The following is a 16,711-nucleotide window of genomic DNA, read 5'->3' as shown; positions in this document are numbered from 1 at the left end:
TGGAGGCTTCGCTGCACGCTGTCGGGTCGCGGTGGGCAGGTCGGAAGGGTTCGGGGGGCGCTGTCAGGTCGCGGCGGGTTCGCTGAGCGCCAGGTCGTAGCGGCGAGCCGGGGCGGGCGCTGTCCGGTTATGGGAACTGGGCGCGCGCTCGGCTGAACCTCGCGGGAAATTACTTCTGCCTACCCGCGATGGTGGGTGGCCCCTGGTAGGGCCGGTGCAGGTCGGCGAATTCGGCCGTGGTGGTGAGCGTGACGAGCGCCTCGAGCAGGGCGCGTGCCCGATCGGGAGCCGGGGGACCCGTGAGGACAGGTCCGGCGAACGCGTGGCCGTCGACGACGATGATGGGCGCGCCGTTCGTGGCGCCGAGAACCTGCTGACTGTCGTGGTGGGTTGCGCTGACCAGGCGGTCGAGGCTCGCGTCGTCGAGCGTCTCGACGAGGGTCGGATCGAGTCCGCTTTCGGTGATCGCCGCGGTGATCGCCGCGTCGTCGTGCGCGCCGCCGACGTGCATGCGGGAGCCCAACGCGGCGTAGAGCCGGGCGAACGCGTCGCGTCCGTGGCGGTCGGTGACGGCGGCGCAGAGCCTGCCGAGGCGGCGTGAGCGTTCCAGCATCGGCCGTTGCTTCTCGTCCACCTCGGTTCCTTCGTTCAGCACGGCGAGATTCATCTGTCGCAAGGTCACCTGGTGGTCCTCGCCCGCGGTCTCGAGCAGCCAGCGGGCGCTGACCCAGGAGAAGGGGCATACCGGGTCGAGATAGAGATCGATGTCAGCCATCAGGGATCGGCTCCTTCGGTCGGTGTCGCTTCGGTTCATGAGAACAGCGCGGAACGGCTGTGGTGCATCGCACTCTACTCATAATACCCCCAGGGGTATAGTCGGTGATGCCCCCCGGGGTATGGCAAGGCAGGGTGAGCGCTGCGATTCGTACAAGTAGGGAAAGGGAGCGTCGATGCGGCCGACGACATTCGTGGGGGAAGGCGGGGTGGACGCTGGGGACCGGTGGCCATCCGGCGGACTGCTGGCGCGCTGGGGCGCGACGATGACCGGGCGCGCCCGGGTTGTGTTCGGTGTGTGGCTGTTATTGCTGGTGGCGCTCGGGGCAGCGGCGCCGAGTGTGTTCAGCTCGCTGGCCGGCGCGGGTTGGCAGGCCGATGGTTCGGAGTCGGTGCGGGTCCGCGAGCTGGCCCAGCAGCACTTCGGCGGGAATTCCTCGGCGGCGGTGCAAGTGGTGGTGCACTCCGACACCGAGACCGTGGCCGGTCCGGCGATGCGGCAGACATTGGGCCGGGTCTCGGCGATCTTCGCCGACGACTCCCGGTTCGGAGCCGTCGTCCCGCCGCAGCCGGGCATGACGATCAGTCCGGACGGCCACACCGGCATCCTGATCGCGGGCGCGAACGCCTCCACCGACGACATGGTCAAGGCCGTCGATGAGCACAAGGCGGCGCTGACCGCGCTGTCCGGCGCCGGAATCGAGGTCTATCCCACCGGTGCGTCGGCGTTGTGGAGCGATTTCAACAAGGCCAACCACGACGCGATGCTCGAGGCCGAGTTGTTCTCCTGGCCGGTCACGCTGGCGATCATGGTGCTGGCGTTCGGCTCGCTGGTGGCGGCCGGGCTTCCGCTCCTGCTGACCGTGGCCGGGCTGGTCGCCTCGGCGGGTGGCCTGGTGCTGCTCAACCACCTCACGCCGATCTCGGTGTGGGCGATGAACTTCGCCATGATGTTCGCTCTCGCGCTGGGCATCGACTACGCGCTGTTCCTGGTCGCGCGCTTCCGTGACGCGCTCGCCAAGTCCGCCGATGCCGGTTCGGCGGTGGCCGAGACCATGGCCACCGCGGGCAAGGCTGTCGTGCTCTCCGGGTTGACCGTGCTGGTCAGCCTGTCGGCGGTGCTGCTGGTTCCGGCGCCCGCGGTGCGCACCATGGCCGTGGGGATCATGCTCGCGGTGGTATTCGTGCTCGCCGCCACGCTGACGTTGTTGCCTGCCGCGCTGGGCGCGCTGGGCGGCCGGATCAACGCCGCGGCACTGCCGTTCGCGACCCGGCAGCAGCATCGCTCGCCACGCTTCGCTCGCTGGGGAGAGATACTGCACGATCATCCGTGGCCGTTCGCCCTGGCCGGGCTCGGAGTGCTGGTGGCGTTGGCGTTGCCTGCTGCCGGATTGCGGGTCGCGATGCCGTCGATCCAGGTGGTGCCCGCAGACGCACCCGTGCGGCAAGGCTATGAACTGGTGCAGCGTCAGCTCGGCGAGGGAGCGCCCGGCGCATTGCAGATCATCGTTCCCGCGGCCGAGTCCGCTCGCGGCGCCGAGGCGGCGGGCGCGACCGACGGCATCGCCATGGTCACTCCGCCCGTGGCGGCCGCGGATGATTCCGGCCTGGTCATGATGCAGGCATTGCCCGCGGTCGATCCTTCCGATCACCGGCTGGGCGGCATCCTCGACGACCTGCGTGGTCGACTGCCCGCCGACGCCCTTGTCGGCGGCGCGCCCGCGGAGAACCTCGACCTGCAACAGGCGCTCGACGACTACCTGCCGCTCGTCGTCGGGGTGATCCTGGTGCTCGGCTTCCTCCTGCTGTTGGTGGCGCTGCAAGCTCCGCTCATCGCCGCGCTGGGCACCCTGGTCAGCCTGCTGTCGACCGCGGCCGCGTTCGGTGTGGCGAAGCTGATCTTCCAGGACGGTCACGGCGCGGGCCTGCTCGGCTTCACTCCACAGGGATTCCTCGACGGCTGGGGGCCGGTGTTCTTCTTCGCGATGATCTTCGCCATCGCGATGGACTACACGGTGTTCCTCTTGGCCACGGCCAAGGAACACTACGAGCGCTCGCGCGATCCCCGCACGGCGGGCATCGATGGGCTGGCCCACTCCGGCCGGGTGATCTTCGCCGCAGCCGCGGTCATGGTCGCGGTGTTCTTCACCTTCGCGCTGGCCGATCCGCTTCCGCCGAAGGAGATGGGCGTCATCCTCGGCGTCGCGGTGCTGCTGGACGCGGTGGTGGCGCGCCTGGTGTTGCTGCCGGTCGCGCTGCGCCTGACCGGTCGGGGCGCCTGGTGGTCCCCGGCTTGGCTGCGCCGGATCCTGCCCACCATCAGTTTCGCCCACGAGCCGACCGAGCCGTCGGCTGATACCCCAAGGGGTATGGTGGTTGGCAAGTGAGAGAAGGAGAAAAATCATGGTCGGCGACGAAGACGCCATCGCCTCGGTACTCAATCGTCTGCGCCGCGCCCACGGCCAGCTCGCCGGAGTGATCGCGATGATCGAGCAGGGCCGGGACTGCAAAGACGTGGTCACGCAGCTGGCGGCGGTCTCCAAAGCGCTGGACCGAGCGGGTTTCAAGATCGTCGCCACCGGGCTGCGGGAATGCCTCGTGAACCCGGACGCCGAGACCGCCGATCCGATGACCGTCGACCAATTGGAGAAATTGTTTCTGACCCTCGCGTGACGCATGCGTCGCGGTGCACGCGATGGCCCGACCGACCATCCTCATAAGGAGGCATTCAGCATGGATCTGGCGATTTCCACTACCCTGCGTACCGGCTTCGACGATGCCGTGGAAGCCACCCGCGCCGCACTGGCCGAGCAAGGCTTCGGTGTGCTCACCGAGATCGACATGCGAGCCACCCTGAAAGCCAAACTCGGCCAGGACATGGAGGACTACCGCATCCTCGGCGCCTGTAACCCGCCCCTGGCCCATCGCGCCGTGGAGATCGATCGCCAGATCGGGCTGCTGTTGCCCTGCAACGTGGTGGTCCGGCGCGATCCCGCCGACGCCGACGCCATTCGCGTCGAAGCGATGAACCCCCAAGTCATGGTCGAGGTCACCGACGAACCGGAACTGCAGGCTGTCGCTGCCGACGCCACCACGCGCCTGCGCGCTGCCATCGATGCCCTCGGCGCCGGCTGAATCGAGGGACGTCGGCCTGACCTGAACCGGCCGCTGCTCGCGTGCGGGCTTGGCATATGATCGCTGGCGTCCGCACGGAGGGACAGCCGGTTCGGATTCCGCCCCAGCTCGGGCCGCCGCGAAATCGCTTTCCACGTCCCGGTGCCGGCGAAATCCATTGCGAGCCAGCGAGTATTCCTGGCGTCGTCCGCCGGTGCGATGGTTGAATCGGTGTCGAGGCGAGTGCGGGAGCCTCGACAATCGGGAGGAGGGGCCTGATGCCGGTGGAAGGCGTAGTTCGTGATGGTGTGTGGCGAACGTCGGCGCCGGACACGCCTGGACGCGAGGCGCGGTTGTGAGAGTGGCGCTGCGGCGGCGGACTACACGCGCGGACACCGGTTACGGCGCGTTCCTGTCCTATAGCGGCGATCGGGACCGGGCAGTGCTCCCGCTGGTGCAGAACGCGATCGAGAAACTGCCGCGGCCGTGGTACCGCTTCCCGCGCATGCGAATCTTCCTCGACTACAGCGGTGTCTCGATCGGTCCTGGCCTGGAGGACAAGATCGTCGCAGGTCTGTCGCGTTCCCAGTGGCTGGTCGTGGTGGCTTCACCCGAGGCTGCCAGCTCCGAGTGGGTGGACCGCGAAATCGAGTGGTGGCTGGCGCATCGGTCTCCCGAGACGATACTTCTGGTCCTCAGCGCCGGATCGTTGGTCTGGGATGAATCAGCCGGGGATTGGGACCGAGCGCGCTCAACCGCGCTGCCGCCACGCCTGTTCGGAGTTTTCGCCTCCGAACCCGTCTACAAGACGATCAAATGGCGTGCGGATTCGACCGGCGTCCCGCGCCCGGACATCGAGGCCATCGCGGTCGGCATCGCCGCGGTCATTCGCGGCGTATCCGAGGCGGATCTCAAATCCGAGGGTTATCAACAGACCAAGCGAAACCTGCGCGTGGCGAACATCGCCATCGGCGCATTGGCCATGCTGTTGGTCATCGCGCTGGTCGCGGCGTTCGTCGCCTGGGCGCAGAGCAATCGCGCCGAGGCGGAGGCCAGAATCGCCACGGCGCGGCTCATGGCTTCGGTCGCCGACACCAAGATGGCCACTGATGTGCGCGCGGCCCTGCTTCTGGCCGTCGCCGCGTACCGTCTCGACCCGAGTCCCGCGCACCATTCCGCTCTGCTGCGCGCGAATCTGGCCGGTCCGAACGTTTCTCGCTACGCCGCCGCACCGGCGGAGGTCACCGCTTTGCAGAGCAGCGCCGATGGCACGACCGTGGTGGCCGGGCTCGCCGACGGGCAAGTCGTGACATGGGCGCCCGGTGAGCCTGCGACGACTTCGGTCGCGCGCTTGCCCGGCAAGGTCCTCTCGGTCGCCGTCGCCGCGGACGGCCGGACGGTACTCGCGACGGACGGCGGCTCGATCACGCTGTGGGGCGGCAACTCGGCTCGGCCGGACTTCGGCGTGCACGATGCCGGCGCGATGAAAGTCGTCGCCATATCCGCGTCCGGCAAGTTCGGTGCGGTGCACCGCAGCAGACTCGATGCGGAGGAAGGCACTTCCGGGACGGTCGACATCATCGACATCGCCTCTGGAGAGGTCATCGCCACACGCCCGACCGATCGCGCAATCAACAGCATGGTGTTCGTCGACGACACGACCTTGCGTCTGCTGGGCACCGACGGCAGGGTGCGGCAGGTCTCGCTGCGCGACGGCGCCACCGTCGATCTCTCACCCCTCGACACCGCCACCGACTACGCCTGCGGCGTGGGTCAAGACGTCGGAGAATTGTCGCCGGACGGGTCATCGTTCACTTGCGCGGTCTTGCCTGGTATTCCCGTGCCCGTTTTCCGGCTGCGGCCGTCGCCTGACGCTGTCCGTCCGGAGCCGGAATACGTGGGTGTCGCGATGCCCAGGCGGTCGGCTTCCGCCGTGCTGAGCCGCTCGGGGCGGATAGCGGCGGTGCCCAGCGCCGACGCCGGGTTCTATGTCGCGCCCGTGACCAGCGAGCCAACGCCTGCGGAGCAGCCTCCACTGATCACCGGTACTGCCGTCGACTTCGACCGGAAGCTACTGCGTTTCCTCGGGAACTCCGAAACGCGACTGGTTTCGGCGTCCGGGCGGCTGATCACCCTCTGGGATCTCACCCAGCGCGACCGGCTGGCGAAATCCATTCCGGTGCCGATCGTCAAAGGATGCAATGCTTGCCCGCCCAGCTTGTCGCTGTCCCCGGACGGACGCACCGCGGTGATCACCGGCAAGGGCAAGGATCCGGATGGTTCGGCGCTGGACGACGACGTCGTGATCCTGCAACAGCTCAGGCCGGACTCATCCCGGCGGCTCTCCATACCCGGCCTGTCCGGTGTTCCCGCATGGCGCGCGGATGGCGCGATGCTGGCTATCGCCGCGAATCCCGCGTTCGGGAACGAACAACGCGTATCCGCCCACCGGCCACAGGTCGAGACTCCATTCGAGGTGGCGGTCCTGTCCTCACCGCCACCGCATGTCAGCGTCGCGGCGGCCGGAGTGTCGTCCTCGTCACCGACCGCCGTATCCGTGGACAGCAGGGGACGGGCATATCTGCACGATCTGGCCACCGGCCACATCGATACGGAATTCGTTCCGCTGGGTGGCGCCGTGGACACCGACCCTGTCGCGGAAGCGGGAATCGACGCGGCCGGAGAGTTCCTGGTCATGCGTGACGCCGACAACATATCGGTCTACGACTTGGCGGGAGAGCAGGACACGCACGACATCGACGGCAAGGACGTGCAGGCGGTGCTGTTCGCCGGGCCACATCTGCTGATCCGCCGGGAAGACAGCATCGAGATATGGGATCGGACCGGCTCGCATCGTGAGCGGACGATCCCTTTCCGCAGCACCCGGAACGCGTCCGCTCAGCTCGCCGCCGCAGCGGACGCTACCGTAGTCGCCGCGAAGGACCAGGCGGGCTATATCACTCTCTTCACCGACGGCACGAATCTCGGCGAACTCCAGCCGGATTCCGTCTGGCACGTCCCATCCGCCGTCGCCTTGTCCGCTGACGGACGGTATCTCGTGACGGTGAACCCCGGTCCGACGTTCTCCGGCGGCGTCGATGGAACGCTGATCGAACGGGATATCTCACCGGACGGCCTGATCCGGACCGCTTGCGCACATGCGGGCGCCGATCTCACCGACACCGAATGGAGCGCCTTGATGGGGGTTGCGCGGCCTGCACGAGCTCGCTGTCCATAGGGAGCCTTCCACTGCCCTCAGCCGTATTGCGCACCGTGCGTGACGGCTCCTTCACGGGTTACCGGCGGTCGGCGTGCCGGCCGCCGTTCCCGCGCGGTCGGGCGGCACAGGCGAGCGGGTGAACGACGCGCGGTAGCTGCTCGGCGGCACTCCGACATGCCGGATCATGTGCTGGCGCAGCGACTCCGCCGAGCCGATGCCGCTGTGCCTGGCCACCTGATCCATCGGCAGCGTGGTGGATTCCAGCAGTTCCCTCGCGCGTTGCAGGCGCTGGTGCAGCAGCCATTTCTGCGGGCTGAGGCCGGTTTCCTCGTGGAAGCGGCGGGTGAGCGTGCGCACGCTGACGCGGGCGTGGGCGGCCAGGTCGTCCAGCGACAGCGGTCGGTCCAGTCGGCGCAGCGCCCAGGCGCGGGTGTCGGCGAGCGTCACGCCGTTCTCCGCGGGTAAGGGGGCATCCACGAATTGCGCCTGCCCGCCGGGTCGCACCGGGGTGACGACGGCGGTGCGGGCGGCGGCGTTCGCGACGGTCGCGCCGTAGTCGGCGCGGATCAGATGCAGGCACAGATCTATTCCGGCCGCCGCGCCCGCGGCCGTGGTGATCGGACCGTCTTCGATGAACAGTGCGTCGCTGCGGACCGACACATCCGGGTGGTTCGCCGCCAGTTCGTCGGCGAGAGCCCAATGCGTGGTGGCGGTGCGACCGGACAGCAGACCCGCCTGCGCGAGCACGAAGGCGCCGCTGCAGATCGAGGTGACGCGCTTGCCCGCGGCCACCGCGCCGCGCAGGGCGGTGAGCGTGGCCGCGTCCGCGTCGGCGCGGCTGCCCGTGCTCGGCACGATGACGATGTCCGCTTCCTCGATCGCCTCCAAGCCCCGGGAGACGACCACGTCGAATCCACCCAGCCCTGCGGGAAGCACACCGGGCACGGCGGTGCACACGACGATGCGGTAGCCGGGCTCGCCGTCCACCATCGCCGCGCCCAGCACCGTTTCCGGCATGGCCAGGTCGAAAGCCTTCACCGGAGGAACCGCGATGACGGCGACAGTCTGCATGGCCTGATCCTTGGGATAGTTGGCAATCCGGCCAGTAGCCTACCCCGCCGCGCCACGGCAGGCTGAGTAGCACGCGATCGGCGAACGGTGCGCCCGGTGCCAATGATCGCGTGAATCTCGTTGTCCTAGAGAGGAAGTCGCATGCCTTCGCAAGTCATCGTCGGACGTGGCGCGACCGCTTCGGCCACCGCCGCGCTACTGGCCGAGTCCGGCGATCGGGTACGGATCGTCAGCCGCAGCGGTGCCGGACCCGAGCACCCGAACATCGAGCGAGTCGCCCTGGACGCTCTGGACACGGCTGCGCTGACCGCCGTCGCCGAGGGCGCCGAAACACTGTTCAACATGGCGATGCCCGCCTATCACACCTGGCCGCAGACCGTTCCGCCACTGTTCGGCTCCGTTCGTTCCGCCGCTGAGCGGACCGGTGCGAACTACGTGATGCTCGGCAATCTGTACGGCTATGGTCCGGCCGACGGCCTGGTCACCGAGCAGTCACCGCTGGCGGCCACCGGGCCGAAAGGGCGGGTGCGTGCGCGGATGTGGCGGGAAGCCGAGAAGGCGCACCGGGCGGGCCGGGTGCGCGTGGCCGAGGTGCGGGCGGGACAGTTCGTCGGTCCCGGCGCGATCTCGTTGTTCTCCTTGCTCGCTCAGCCGAAGATCCTGGCCGGACAGTTGGCGTTGCTGCCGCAGGAACTCGATTTGCCGCACGCCTACACCGCGATCGGTGACGCGGCGGCGGCAGCGGTCGCGGTGGCCCGCGACGAGCGCTCGTGGGGCCGTGCCTGGCACGCGCCGGTCATCACCGCCACCGCGCGTGAGCTGGCCGGGCGATTCGCCGCGGCGGCCGGCGCGCCGGAGCCGCGACTTGCGGTCATGAGCGATCGCGAACTGACGCTGCTCGGCCTGACCGACCCGTTCTGGGCCGAGCTGTTCGAGACCTATCACATGTCGCACGCGCGCTTCACCGTCGACGACTCCGCCATCCGGGACACGTTCGGCCTGAAGGCATCCGATCCGGACGACGTGTTCGCGCAGGTGGTGCGCGCGGCCTGAGCGCGATGCGGGCCTACGCGCCGTGACTCGCGGCGGCGCGGTCCGCGGTCGAGGTCTACGCCGACAAGGTGGGGCCCGCGAGCGCGGACATCGGTCAGGAAGGCGTCGCCTTCCCCGCGATCTGGCTGGGCAGTTCGACGCTGCGCATCCGGTCACGCTACCGCGTCGTCCGGCGGGCCGGGGCACCCGGCGAAGAGTGGCGGCCGTAGGAGCCCGTGCACGGGACAGCCCGGCTCGTCACGGGTTCCACGGGTCGAGTCCGCCCTCTGGATCGAGGTGGTCGAGGTTGGCGACGCGTCTGGCCGACCGCATCAGGGCTTCGCGGGTCATGTTGTTCGGGTTCGCGTAGTACTCGCGGGCGGCCTCCTGGTGCATGGTCGCGACCCGGTGGCCGATCGCCCACCGGGTGTCGCGGCCCGCGTTGTCCCACTCGTCCGGGGTGATCGCCGCTCGCAGTGCGCGGTCGGAATGCCAATTCCGCTCGACCCGCCGCACGAACGCGTGATCGATGTTCGCGTTGGGGGCGGGCGCGTTGCTGTGCCGGACGAAGCTGTCGGCCGCGATCACCGCCTGGGCGGCGAAGGCGTCGCGCGCCTCGTGGTCGACGTGGTTGTCCACCGCCCACGCCGCCGCGATCGCCTTTTGCAACGGAGCGAAGCTGTACGGGTTCTGCGACGCCGTCGACTCCTGGACGGAATGTGCCGTGAACGCATGGGTGACCATCTCGTGGCTCGCGCCGGAGGACAGCAGCACGGCATGCACCCGCGAATCGGGAACCTTGTTGTCTCGCAGCACCTTCAACGCCCGTGAGACACCGAGCTGAGTGTGTATGCCCCCGACCGACTGGGCCGCGTCGACCGCGACGCCCCGCCAGTTGGTACGCGACAACTGATGCTCGACGTAGCCCGCTTCGCGGCTGGCCAGGATCCTTCTGGTGGAGCGTTCGATCGTCCTCCTGGTGCCGGAGAGCGGATTCAACGGATTGACCCGCCCGCCGGCCAGCCACGCCGTCACCGGCGAGGAGTTGACGGTGTTGAGCGTGGCGAGCGTGGTCACCCACCCCATGCCGGGCGCGGTTTTCCCACCGCCGCCGCCACCGCCCATCCCGAGGGCGGTCCCGCCGCTCGCCGACTTGCCCGCACTGCCCTGCATCGCGAGTGCGAAGCGATTGGCGATCCACTCGTTGCCCCGGCTGAGGCCGCTGCTGAGGCGTTTGAGCTGGAAGACGGCGACGATCTCGACGGTGCCCGCGATGATGATCACCGCCATGACCTGTCCGCGCGCCTGCGCGAACAGATTGCCCATGAACAACACGTAGACGCCGAGGAATATCGTGTACGCCGTCATTCGCGCCGCCGCGACGAAGCTGTCGACGATATTGCGCACCAGGAACGTCTGGGTCGGGCCGTACACGAATCCGCCCGCCGCGAAGCCGAATATCGACATGAACCCGTGATAGATCGTGTCCAGCGCGGCCTTGATGACCTTCATGCCGAGATACATCGCGAAGGCCAGCAGAATGCCGCCGCAGACCAACAGCATCAGCCCGGTCGCGACCTGTCCCATCGATGGATTCTCGGCCTTCGCGTGCGCTGCGGTGTCGCCGCAGGATTTCAGGCCGCTGATCACCCGGGAGTCGTCGCCTGCCGCCACCCCCGACGACCACGCCGATCGGCAGGCGGGCCGCTGGTCGACGGTGTGCCCGAAATTCCACACCTGCAGTGGCTGCCGGGCGAAATTGTCGGCCAGATCGCTTTGCATCGTGGCCACCAACTGGGTCGGGTCCGGGTCGGCGTTCCCGTTCAGTCCGGCGGCCACCGAGATACCGAGATCGCGGCCCTGCGCCAGCAACCCGTGCGAGGACAGCACGTCCGCCAGAGGCTCGGCCAGGAACAACGGACCCAGCAGCGCGACGCCGACCATCGTCACCACCTGCATGGTGGCCTTGGCGTGGTAGCCGCGCGCGACGAACCATCCGACGCAGACCGCGCCGATGGTGGCCGCCGTGACCAGCATGATCGGTGTCGCGATCTGCGCGGTGAGCGCGTCGGCCACGCCGTGCAGGGCCGAGCTGAACATGTCCAGCCACCGGAAGCTCAGCGCGTAACCGATCAACCAGATGGCGGTCGTCACGATGGCTATGTAACCGATGAACTCCAGGCCCAGCACGGCCCACAGAATGGTGGTGCGCGGCTTCAGCAGGCTCTCGTCACCGGTGGCGAACCGGTAGTCCGACAGCGGGATGCCCGACGAGTCGTGGATGTTCATCCAGCTGAGCCCATCGATGCCGGAGGTTCCGGAGGTGCCGCCCGCCGCGTCCTGGGCGAAGGCCAGCGCACCGAGGAAGCCGGGGAAGACGAAGAGCGCGAAGACGCTCAGCGCGAGCCAGAACGCCCGTCGCCGCCACGCGCTCGCCCGGGAAAGCGGCCACCAGCGCGCAGCTCGGGTGAGCAATACAGTTATGGGGAACTCGCGCAGGACTCCTGTCGAATGCCGCTCGGTCGAACTGAGGCGGACAGTGCGTGGTCGCACCGCCGGAAGGCAGATGTGCACGAAAGGGTCCTTCGTCCCGTCTGTGGGGGCGCGGTCTACGGCGACTACCGAAACGGGTTGCGCGCGAACGCCGATGGCACCTCGCCCCCGTCTCACGCCTGTATTACAGACAGGGACGGAAACATCCGCTTGAACGTCCAATGACATCCAGGCGGCTCGGGAGTGTACGTACGTACCTCGTTCGCCCACTGGTGGTGTGCGTCGAAGTCATTGGAATGCAAGGTATTTCACGCGGTGGGCGCATCTCTCGTCATCGGTGTGCGCCCGGGGACGAGGACACGGGGCCGTGTCCGGTCGCGGATCACCCGACTTGTCGGACAGCAGGTGAACAATGCCGTCATGGCATACGACGAGGAGCTGGCCGAGCGAATCCGGGAACTGATCGCGCCCGGCCCCGAGCTCACCGAGCGGAAGATGTTCGGCGGCCTGGCCTTCTTGATCGGCGGCAATATGGCGGTGGCCGCCAGCGGGCAGGGCGGTCTGCTGGTGCGGGTGGACCCCGACGAGGGCGAGCGGCTCGTCGGTGACGCGGTGCAGCCCATGGTCATGGGTGGGCGCGAAATGGCCGGCTGGCTGCGGGTCACCGCCGTCGACGACGACGAGGTGCTGCGGGAATGGGTCGAGCGCGGCGTCGCCTACGCCCGGACCCTACCGCCCAAGAAGAAATAGCCCGGATCAGGCCCTGACCTGCCGCCGGAAAAGCACGCGGTCGAATTCGCGGCCGTACTCGTCCACCGCGACCACGTCCATCTCACTGGCGAACACGCCCGGCCGGACGTCGACGCGCAGGAACGAGTAGTTGCGGAAGCGGACCCGTGACCACGGCGCGGCTTCGTCCTGCTTGCCGCCGCCCGGCGTCCACACATAACTGTTGGGCACCGAGGTGTCGGCCAGCTCGTTGCCGCGGAAGGTCTCCTGCGATCCGGGCTGGAATTCGTAGCGTGGGCGCCCGCCGCCGCCCACGGTGTAGTAGACGGTGCCCTCGGTCTCCGGGTAGACGATCGAGTTGTCGCCCGCGACCTTCGTCGCCTGTCCGCCGCGCAGCGGATCGGTGCGCTCGTAGACGTGGTTGTGGCCTTGTAGGACCAGGTCCACCTGGTACCGGTCGAACAGCCCGACCCAGGCGTCGCGCACGCCACCGTCGCTGGCGTGCGATTCGGTGGTCGAATACGCGCAGTGATGGAAGAAGCAGACGATGAAATCGATGTCGGGGTCGGCGCGGTGGGCGGCCAGGGTGCGCTCCACCCAACTGGTCTGCGCCCCACCGGAATAGCCGCTGTTCGCCCGGATCTCGTAGGTGACGTCGTTGGCGTCCAGGGAGAGCACCGCGACATTGCCGTAGGTGAACGTGTACGCCGAGGGGCAGCCCGCCGGACCGTTGCCGGGGAAGTCCAGGCGCGCCAGATGCCCGCCGTAGCCGTGGTCGCCGTAGGTCGCCTCCATGTCGTGGTTGCCGGTGGCGAACATCCACGGCGTCTGGGCGGCGCTGGGCTCGATGGCGTTGAAGTAGACGTCCCAGACGTAGGGGTTGTATTTGTCGAAACCGCTCGCCGGTCGTGCTCCGTGCGCGGCGAACTGTCCCGGCTTGCCCGCGCCGGAGGGGTCGGCGTAGGCGATGTCGCCCGCGAGGATGTGGAAATCCGGACGTGCGGCGGCGATCTGGCGCAGCACATTGCTCGCGTGCGGGGCGGCGGGATCGTTGTCGGCCCTGTAGTACTTGTCGTCGTAGTCGCCGGGAGCGACGCCCTCCGGCAACGCCGGGGTCTCGTCGGTGCCCTGGTCGCCCATCATGGTGAACCGGAACGGAAGGACCGCTGGGCGTGCGCTGGGCATCGCGGGCGCGGCGGCGCGGATGTCGCCGACGAATCCGTCCGAGGTCCGCCACCGGTAGAAGTGCGGCACCCGTCCGGGCAGGCCGTCCACCGGGGCGTGGACGTAGAACTGTTCGGCCGCGAGCACGCCGCCGTCGGCGGTGGGCAGCTGGGTGAGCAGGTTGCGCACCTCGGCCTCGACCGTCGCGCCCAGCGCAGGCGTCGGTCCGTGGTCGAGATACACCGTGGCGCCCGCCGGACGCCGCGAGAGCTGCGCCGCGAACCGCAGTTGGCTGGCCGCGTCCGGCCCGAAGGCGACGCGCCGTCCGCCCACCGCGAGCTGCGCCTCCTCGGCGTAGGCGCGCCTGCCGAACGGCGTCGTGCCGACCGCGGCCACCGCTGCCGCCGCGGCGGCGCCGCGCAGGATGTTGCGCCGTGACACCGGGCGACGGCGCAGGTAGGAGCGGTGCCATTCGTGCTGCTCGGTCATGGTCATGTGGGCAGCGAGACGGCCGGGAATTCCGGTGTCCGGAATGTCGCCTGCTGGATTCAGCGGTGTGGACGGCATACGGCAGATGCTCTACCGGGCAGGCGCGCGGAGCAACTCGACATCGCGCCGCGGGCGGGAATACCTCGTGAACAGTCGGTTTCGCTATTCCGGTTCCGGCGATTGCTTCGAATCCCGGGGAGGACCTGGAGAGAACGGGGAGACGAGCGAAGCGCTCCACGGGAACTGCGGCGCGCCCGGTCGCGCGGACCCGGCGGCAGCCGCCAGCGGTTCGTTGTTCCCGGTCAGCCTGAGCACAGTGCGCTCCATGGCGGGCAGGATTTCGGCGATGTCGAGATCGGCGTGGGCGAAGCGGCCGATCAGCGCGTAGATCATGTTGGTCAGCACCAGCGCGATATCGGCGGCGTAGTCCGGATCGGCATCGGCGAGCAGGGCGCTCGCGGCGGGCAGCACGGCGTCGAAGCCTTGCGCGTCCAGTCGCCGGCCGCCGGGGCCCGAGCGCGCGCGGTAGTAGGCTTCGAGCATTCGGGGATTGCGTTCCCAGGGTTGGAATACGTAGCGCAACAACCGCATCAGGCCATCGGCCAGCCTCTCGCCTTCGATGGCCGGGGCGGGGGTGGCGTAGGTATTGGTCGCCATCCATCGTTCGACGGCGGCGAGCATCAGGTCGTCGCGGGTGGGGTATCGCTTGTAGACCGTGGCCAGGGAGACGTGCGCGTTCCGGGCGACCGCACGCAGTTGAACCGCGTCGTAGCCGTCCGATTCGAGCAGCGACACCACGGCGTCGAGAATGTTCGCCGTGGAATCCGCTTCGTCTGTCCTGGCCACGTACGTACGGTAATCCAGGATCGCGGCGCGGGTGCTCGTCGCCGCGGCGGCGTTCGGCGAACGGGCGTTCCGCTGCCGCCGACGTGGCTAAGCTGCCAGGATGACGCTCTTTCTTCGCGTCGCCGCGATGCCGGTTGCGCTCGCCGGTGCGCTGGTGAGCGCGGCGCCCGCCGACGCGACGCCCGGTAGCGACATCACCGCCGTCACCCTCGGCCAGGCGCAGATCCCCGCCGGGCTGGTGCCGTTCGTCGCGGGCACCGATCTGGTCGTTCGGGAGATCACCATCGGCCCCGGCGGCTCCACCGGTTGGCACTACCATCTCGGCCCGGTCTTCGGTTTCGTCCGCTCGGGGACGCTCACCCACCCCGGCCCCGACTGCGACGCTCCGGTCTTCCGCACCGGCGAGTTCATCTACGAGCCAGCGGGTGAATGGAATGTGCACATCGGCCGGAACCTCGGCGCGGAGCCGCTGGTCCTCGACGTCGTCTACGCCCCGCCCACGGGCGAACCGCTGTTCGTCGACGCACCAGCCCCGGCCTGCGCGTAGGACCTTCGGTCGCATGGGCGGCTGTCCGACCCGCTGGCGTCGGGGTGTCGGCGGTCGGGCGATCCGGCGGCGCGGGCACCGCAACGGTGTCGGCAGCCGAGAATTCGACCCGTGCCAGGGTTACCGACCGGCGGGACGGGCCGACGCCCCGAGGAGCCAGCGCCAACGTGGCAGTTCGGTGATCGTCGTGATGACCGTCAGCGTGGTGACGACGACGGCCGGCCAGGCCGGCCAGGTGGCCCAGGACGCGAGTACGGCGGCGACGAGTTGGAGCACGACGAGTCCGATGGTGACTACGCCGGGGACAGGGATGAGGACCTGTTTCTTGTCGCCAGGGGTGGAGAAGAGGGTCGGCAGCCCGATGAGCAGGACCAACGCCGCGACCGCGAGCACGAGCGAGTGATCGGCCAGTGCCAGCGGGGTGGCGATCCAGGCGATCAATTCGGTGGTGAACCGCAGAATCGAGGCGGTACGTCCATGGTCGGTGAGGTTCGGCGAGGTGGAGGCCCGGGTGGACATGACGGACAGCCTGTCATACCAGCTGGTCTGGAATGCTCGATGCTCCCAGGGGTGAGCAGGCGGCGACGTCAGCTACGCCACACAGCGGTGAACTCGTACCACGGGCCGCCGAGGTGAGTTGCGGTGAAGTCGTCGAAGCCGACCGGTGTGCCATGAGGGGAGTACGCCCACCCGTTGCTCACCGTGAGCCCGAGCCCGCCATCCTCGATGAAGTACACGGCTCCGTCGGGGTCTTTCCTGGCATAGCTGATGTCGAACCGGCCGATTTCGAAACGGGAGCGTGAAGATTCCGAGCTCGCCAGTAGGTCCAGGGCCACCTGCTCGAACTGCGGACGGGTGTCTTCGAACGACGGGCGAGGCAGGAGCGCAATGGTGCCCGCGACCGCGAAGATCATCGCGGGGGCAGCCGCGATCCACCATGACCATGTCCGGCGCCTACCTACGACATACAGCGTTCGGACCGCCCATACCGCACCGCAGATGAGGAGCACGAGTACGGCCGCAGCGCCGAACAACAGCGGATCGGCCCAGGCGAAGCAGCCGTAGCGGGACGGCCACCAGTCGTAGTAGACGCACACCAACACAACGACTGGAACGAAGGTGAATGCCAGGTGAATCGGCCCGGGAGCCCAGTTCGGCTCATCCTGGTCTACCAATGCCCGGCCATCGGGCTCCCGGTTGCTCACCGGGCCGAAAGTACCGCGCCGCAGTGG

At 68.6% G+C, this 16,711-nt stretch carries 14 protein-coding genes; 7 read left to right on the top strand and 7 right to left on the bottom strand.

The window, feature by feature from the left end:
* Positions 1-169: 169 nt before the first annotated feature.
* Positions 170-775, bottom strand: coding sequence for a mycothiol-dependent nitroreductase Rv2466c family protein (locus U3653_RS29775; protein ID WP_195081981.1), 606 nt, complete (start codon positions 773-775; stop codon positions 170-172).
* Between the two features lie 175 nt (positions 776-950).
* Between U3653_RS29775 and U3653_RS29770 the strand changes: the two genes are divergently transcribed.
* The 4 genes from U3653_RS29770 (at position 951) to U3653_RS29755 (ending at position 7,126) form a co-directional block, all read left to right on the top strand.
* Positions 951-3,161 (top strand): MMPL family transporter, encoded by a 2,211-nt coding sequence (locus U3653_RS29770; RefSeq protein ID WP_195081980.1) that lies wholly within the window; start codon positions 951-953, stop codon positions 3,159-3,161.
* Positions 3,162-3,177: 16 nt separating this feature from the next.
* Positions 3,178-3,447, top strand: coding sequence for a metal-sensitive transcriptional regulator (locus U3653_RS29765; protein WP_195081979.1), 270 nt, complete (start codon positions 3,178-3,180; stop codon positions 3,445-3,447).
* Positions 3,448-3,507: 60 nt separating this feature from the next.
* A complete protein-coding gene (locus U3653_RS29760; protein WP_195081978.1) occupies positions 3,508-3,909 on the top strand; it encodes a DUF302 domain-containing protein in 402 nt (133 codons plus the stop codon).
* 334 nt (positions 3,910-4,243) lie between these two features.
* Entirely contained in the window at positions 4,244-7,126 is a 2,883-nt protein-coding gene (locus U3653_RS29755; RefSeq protein WP_195081977.1) for a TIR domain-containing protein, read from the top strand.
* 51 nt (positions 7,127-7,177) lie between these two features.
* On the opposite strand, the gene U3653_RS29750 is transcribed toward U3653_RS29755, so the two are convergent.
* Positions 7,178-8,179, bottom strand: coding sequence for a GlxA family transcriptional regulator (locus U3653_RS29750; protein WP_195081976.1), 1,002 nt, complete (start codon positions 8,177-8,179; stop codon positions 7,178-7,180).
* Positions 8,180-8,320: 141 nt separating this feature from the next.
* On the opposite strand from U3653_RS29750, the gene U3653_RS29745 reads away from it, so the two are divergent.
* A complete protein-coding gene (locus U3653_RS29745) occupies positions 8,321-9,232 on the top strand; it encodes a Rossmann-fold NAD(P)-binding domain-containing protein (RefSeq protein WP_195081975.1) in 912 nt (303 codons plus the stop codon).
* Positions 9,233-9,469: 237 nt separating this feature from the next.
* Here U3653_RS29745 and U3653_RS29740 read toward each other — a convergent pair whose 3' ends face one another.
* Positions 9,470-11,686 (bottom strand): hypothetical protein, encoded by a 2,217-nt coding sequence (locus U3653_RS29740; RefSeq protein ID WP_323124388.1) that lies wholly within the window; start codon positions 11,684-11,686, stop codon positions 9,470-9,472.
* Positions 11,687-12,124: 438 nt separating this feature from the next.
* Between U3653_RS29740 and U3653_RS29735 the strand changes: the two genes are divergently transcribed.
* Complete coding sequence (locus U3653_RS29735; protein WP_195081973.1) at positions 12,125-12,454, top strand: TfoX/Sxy family protein; 330 nt, start codon at positions 12,125-12,127, stop codon at positions 12,452-12,454.
* Positions 12,455-12,460: 6 nt separating this feature from the next.
* Here the strand turns inward: U3653_RS29735 and U3653_RS29730 are convergent, their stop codons facing one another.
* Positions 12,461-14,164 carry a metallophosphoesterase gene (locus U3653_RS29730; RefSeq protein ID WP_195081972.1) on the bottom strand — a complete coding sequence of 568 codons (1,704 nt, stop codon included), beginning with the start codon at positions 14,162-14,164 and terminating at the stop codon, positions 12,461-12,463.
* Positions 14,165-14,248: 84 nt separating this feature from the next.
* A complete protein-coding gene (locus U3653_RS29725) occupies positions 14,249-14,932 on the bottom strand; it encodes a TetR/AcrR family transcriptional regulator (protein WP_323124389.1) in 684 nt (227 codons plus the stop codon).
* 100 nt (positions 14,933-15,032) lie between these two features.
* Between U3653_RS29725 and U3653_RS29720 the strand changes: the two genes are divergently transcribed.
* Entirely contained in the window at positions 15,033-15,479 is a 447-nt protein-coding gene (locus U3653_RS29720) for a cupin domain-containing protein (protein WP_195081971.1), read from the top strand.
* 120 nt (positions 15,480-15,599) lie between these two features.
* Here U3653_RS29720 and U3653_RS29715 read toward each other — a convergent pair whose 3' ends face one another.
* Entirely contained in the window at positions 15,600-15,998 is a 399-nt protein-coding gene (locus tag U3653_RS29715; protein ID WP_195081970.1) for a hypothetical protein, read from the bottom strand.
* A gap of 68 nt (positions 15,999-16,066) precedes the next feature.
* Complete coding sequence (locus tag U3653_RS29710; protein ID WP_195081969.1) at positions 16,067-16,684, bottom strand: DUF1109 domain-containing protein; 618 nt, start codon at positions 16,682-16,684, stop codon at positions 16,067-16,069.
* Positions 16,685-16,711 lie beyond the last annotated feature (27 nt).

The organism is Nocardia implantans (genome assembly GCF_035544775.1).
Classification (GTDB): Bacteria; Actinomycetota; Actinomycetes; order Mycobacteriales; family Mycobacteriaceae; genus Nocardia; species Nocardia implantans.
The sequence above is the reverse complement of the archived record's forward strand: the minus strand, read 5'-3'. Positions and strand labels throughout refer to the sequence as shown.

What these genes read in the sequence shown, in the direction of transcription:
- U3653_RS29775 (WP_195081981.1), bottom strand. Translation starts at nt 775, where the DNA reads ATGGCTGACATCGATCTCTATCTCGACCCGGTATGCCCCTTCTCCTGG.
- U3653_RS29730 (WP_195081972.1), bottom strand. Translation starts at nt 14,164, where the DNA reads ATGCCGTCCACACCGCTGAATCCAGCAGGCGACATTCCGGACACCGGA.
- U3653_RS29750 (WP_195081976.1), bottom strand. Translation starts at nt 8,179, where the DNA reads ATGCAGACTGTCGCCGTCATCGCGGTTCCTCCGGTGAAGGCTTTCGAC.
- U3653_RS29720 (WP_195081971.1), top strand. Translation starts at nt 15,033, where the DNA reads ATGACGCTCTTTCTTCGCGTCGCCGCGATGCCGGTTGCGCTCGCCGGT.
- U3653_RS29745 (WP_195081975.1), top strand. Translation starts at nt 8,321, where the DNA reads ATGCCTTCGCAAGTCATCGTCGGACGTGGCGCGACCGCTTCGGCCACC.
- U3653_RS29770 (WP_195081980.1), top strand. Translation starts at nt 951, where the DNA reads ATGCGGCCGACGACATTCGTGGGGGAAGGCGGGGTGGACGCTGGGGAC.
- U3653_RS29765 (WP_195081979.1), top strand. Translation starts at nt 3,178, where the DNA reads ATGGTCGGCGACGAAGACGCCATCGCCTCGGTACTCAATCGTCTGCGC.
- U3653_RS29760 (WP_195081978.1), top strand. Translation starts at nt 3,508, where the DNA reads ATGGATCTGGCGATTTCCACTACCCTGCGTACCGGCTTCGACGATGCC.
- U3653_RS29735 (WP_195081973.1), top strand. Translation starts at nt 12,125, where the DNA reads ATGGCATACGACGAGGAGCTGGCCGAGCGAATCCGGGAACTGATCGCG.
- U3653_RS29715 (WP_195081970.1), bottom strand. Translation starts at nt 15,998, where the DNA reads ATGTCCACCCGGGCCTCCACCTCGCCGAACCTCACCGACCATGGACGT.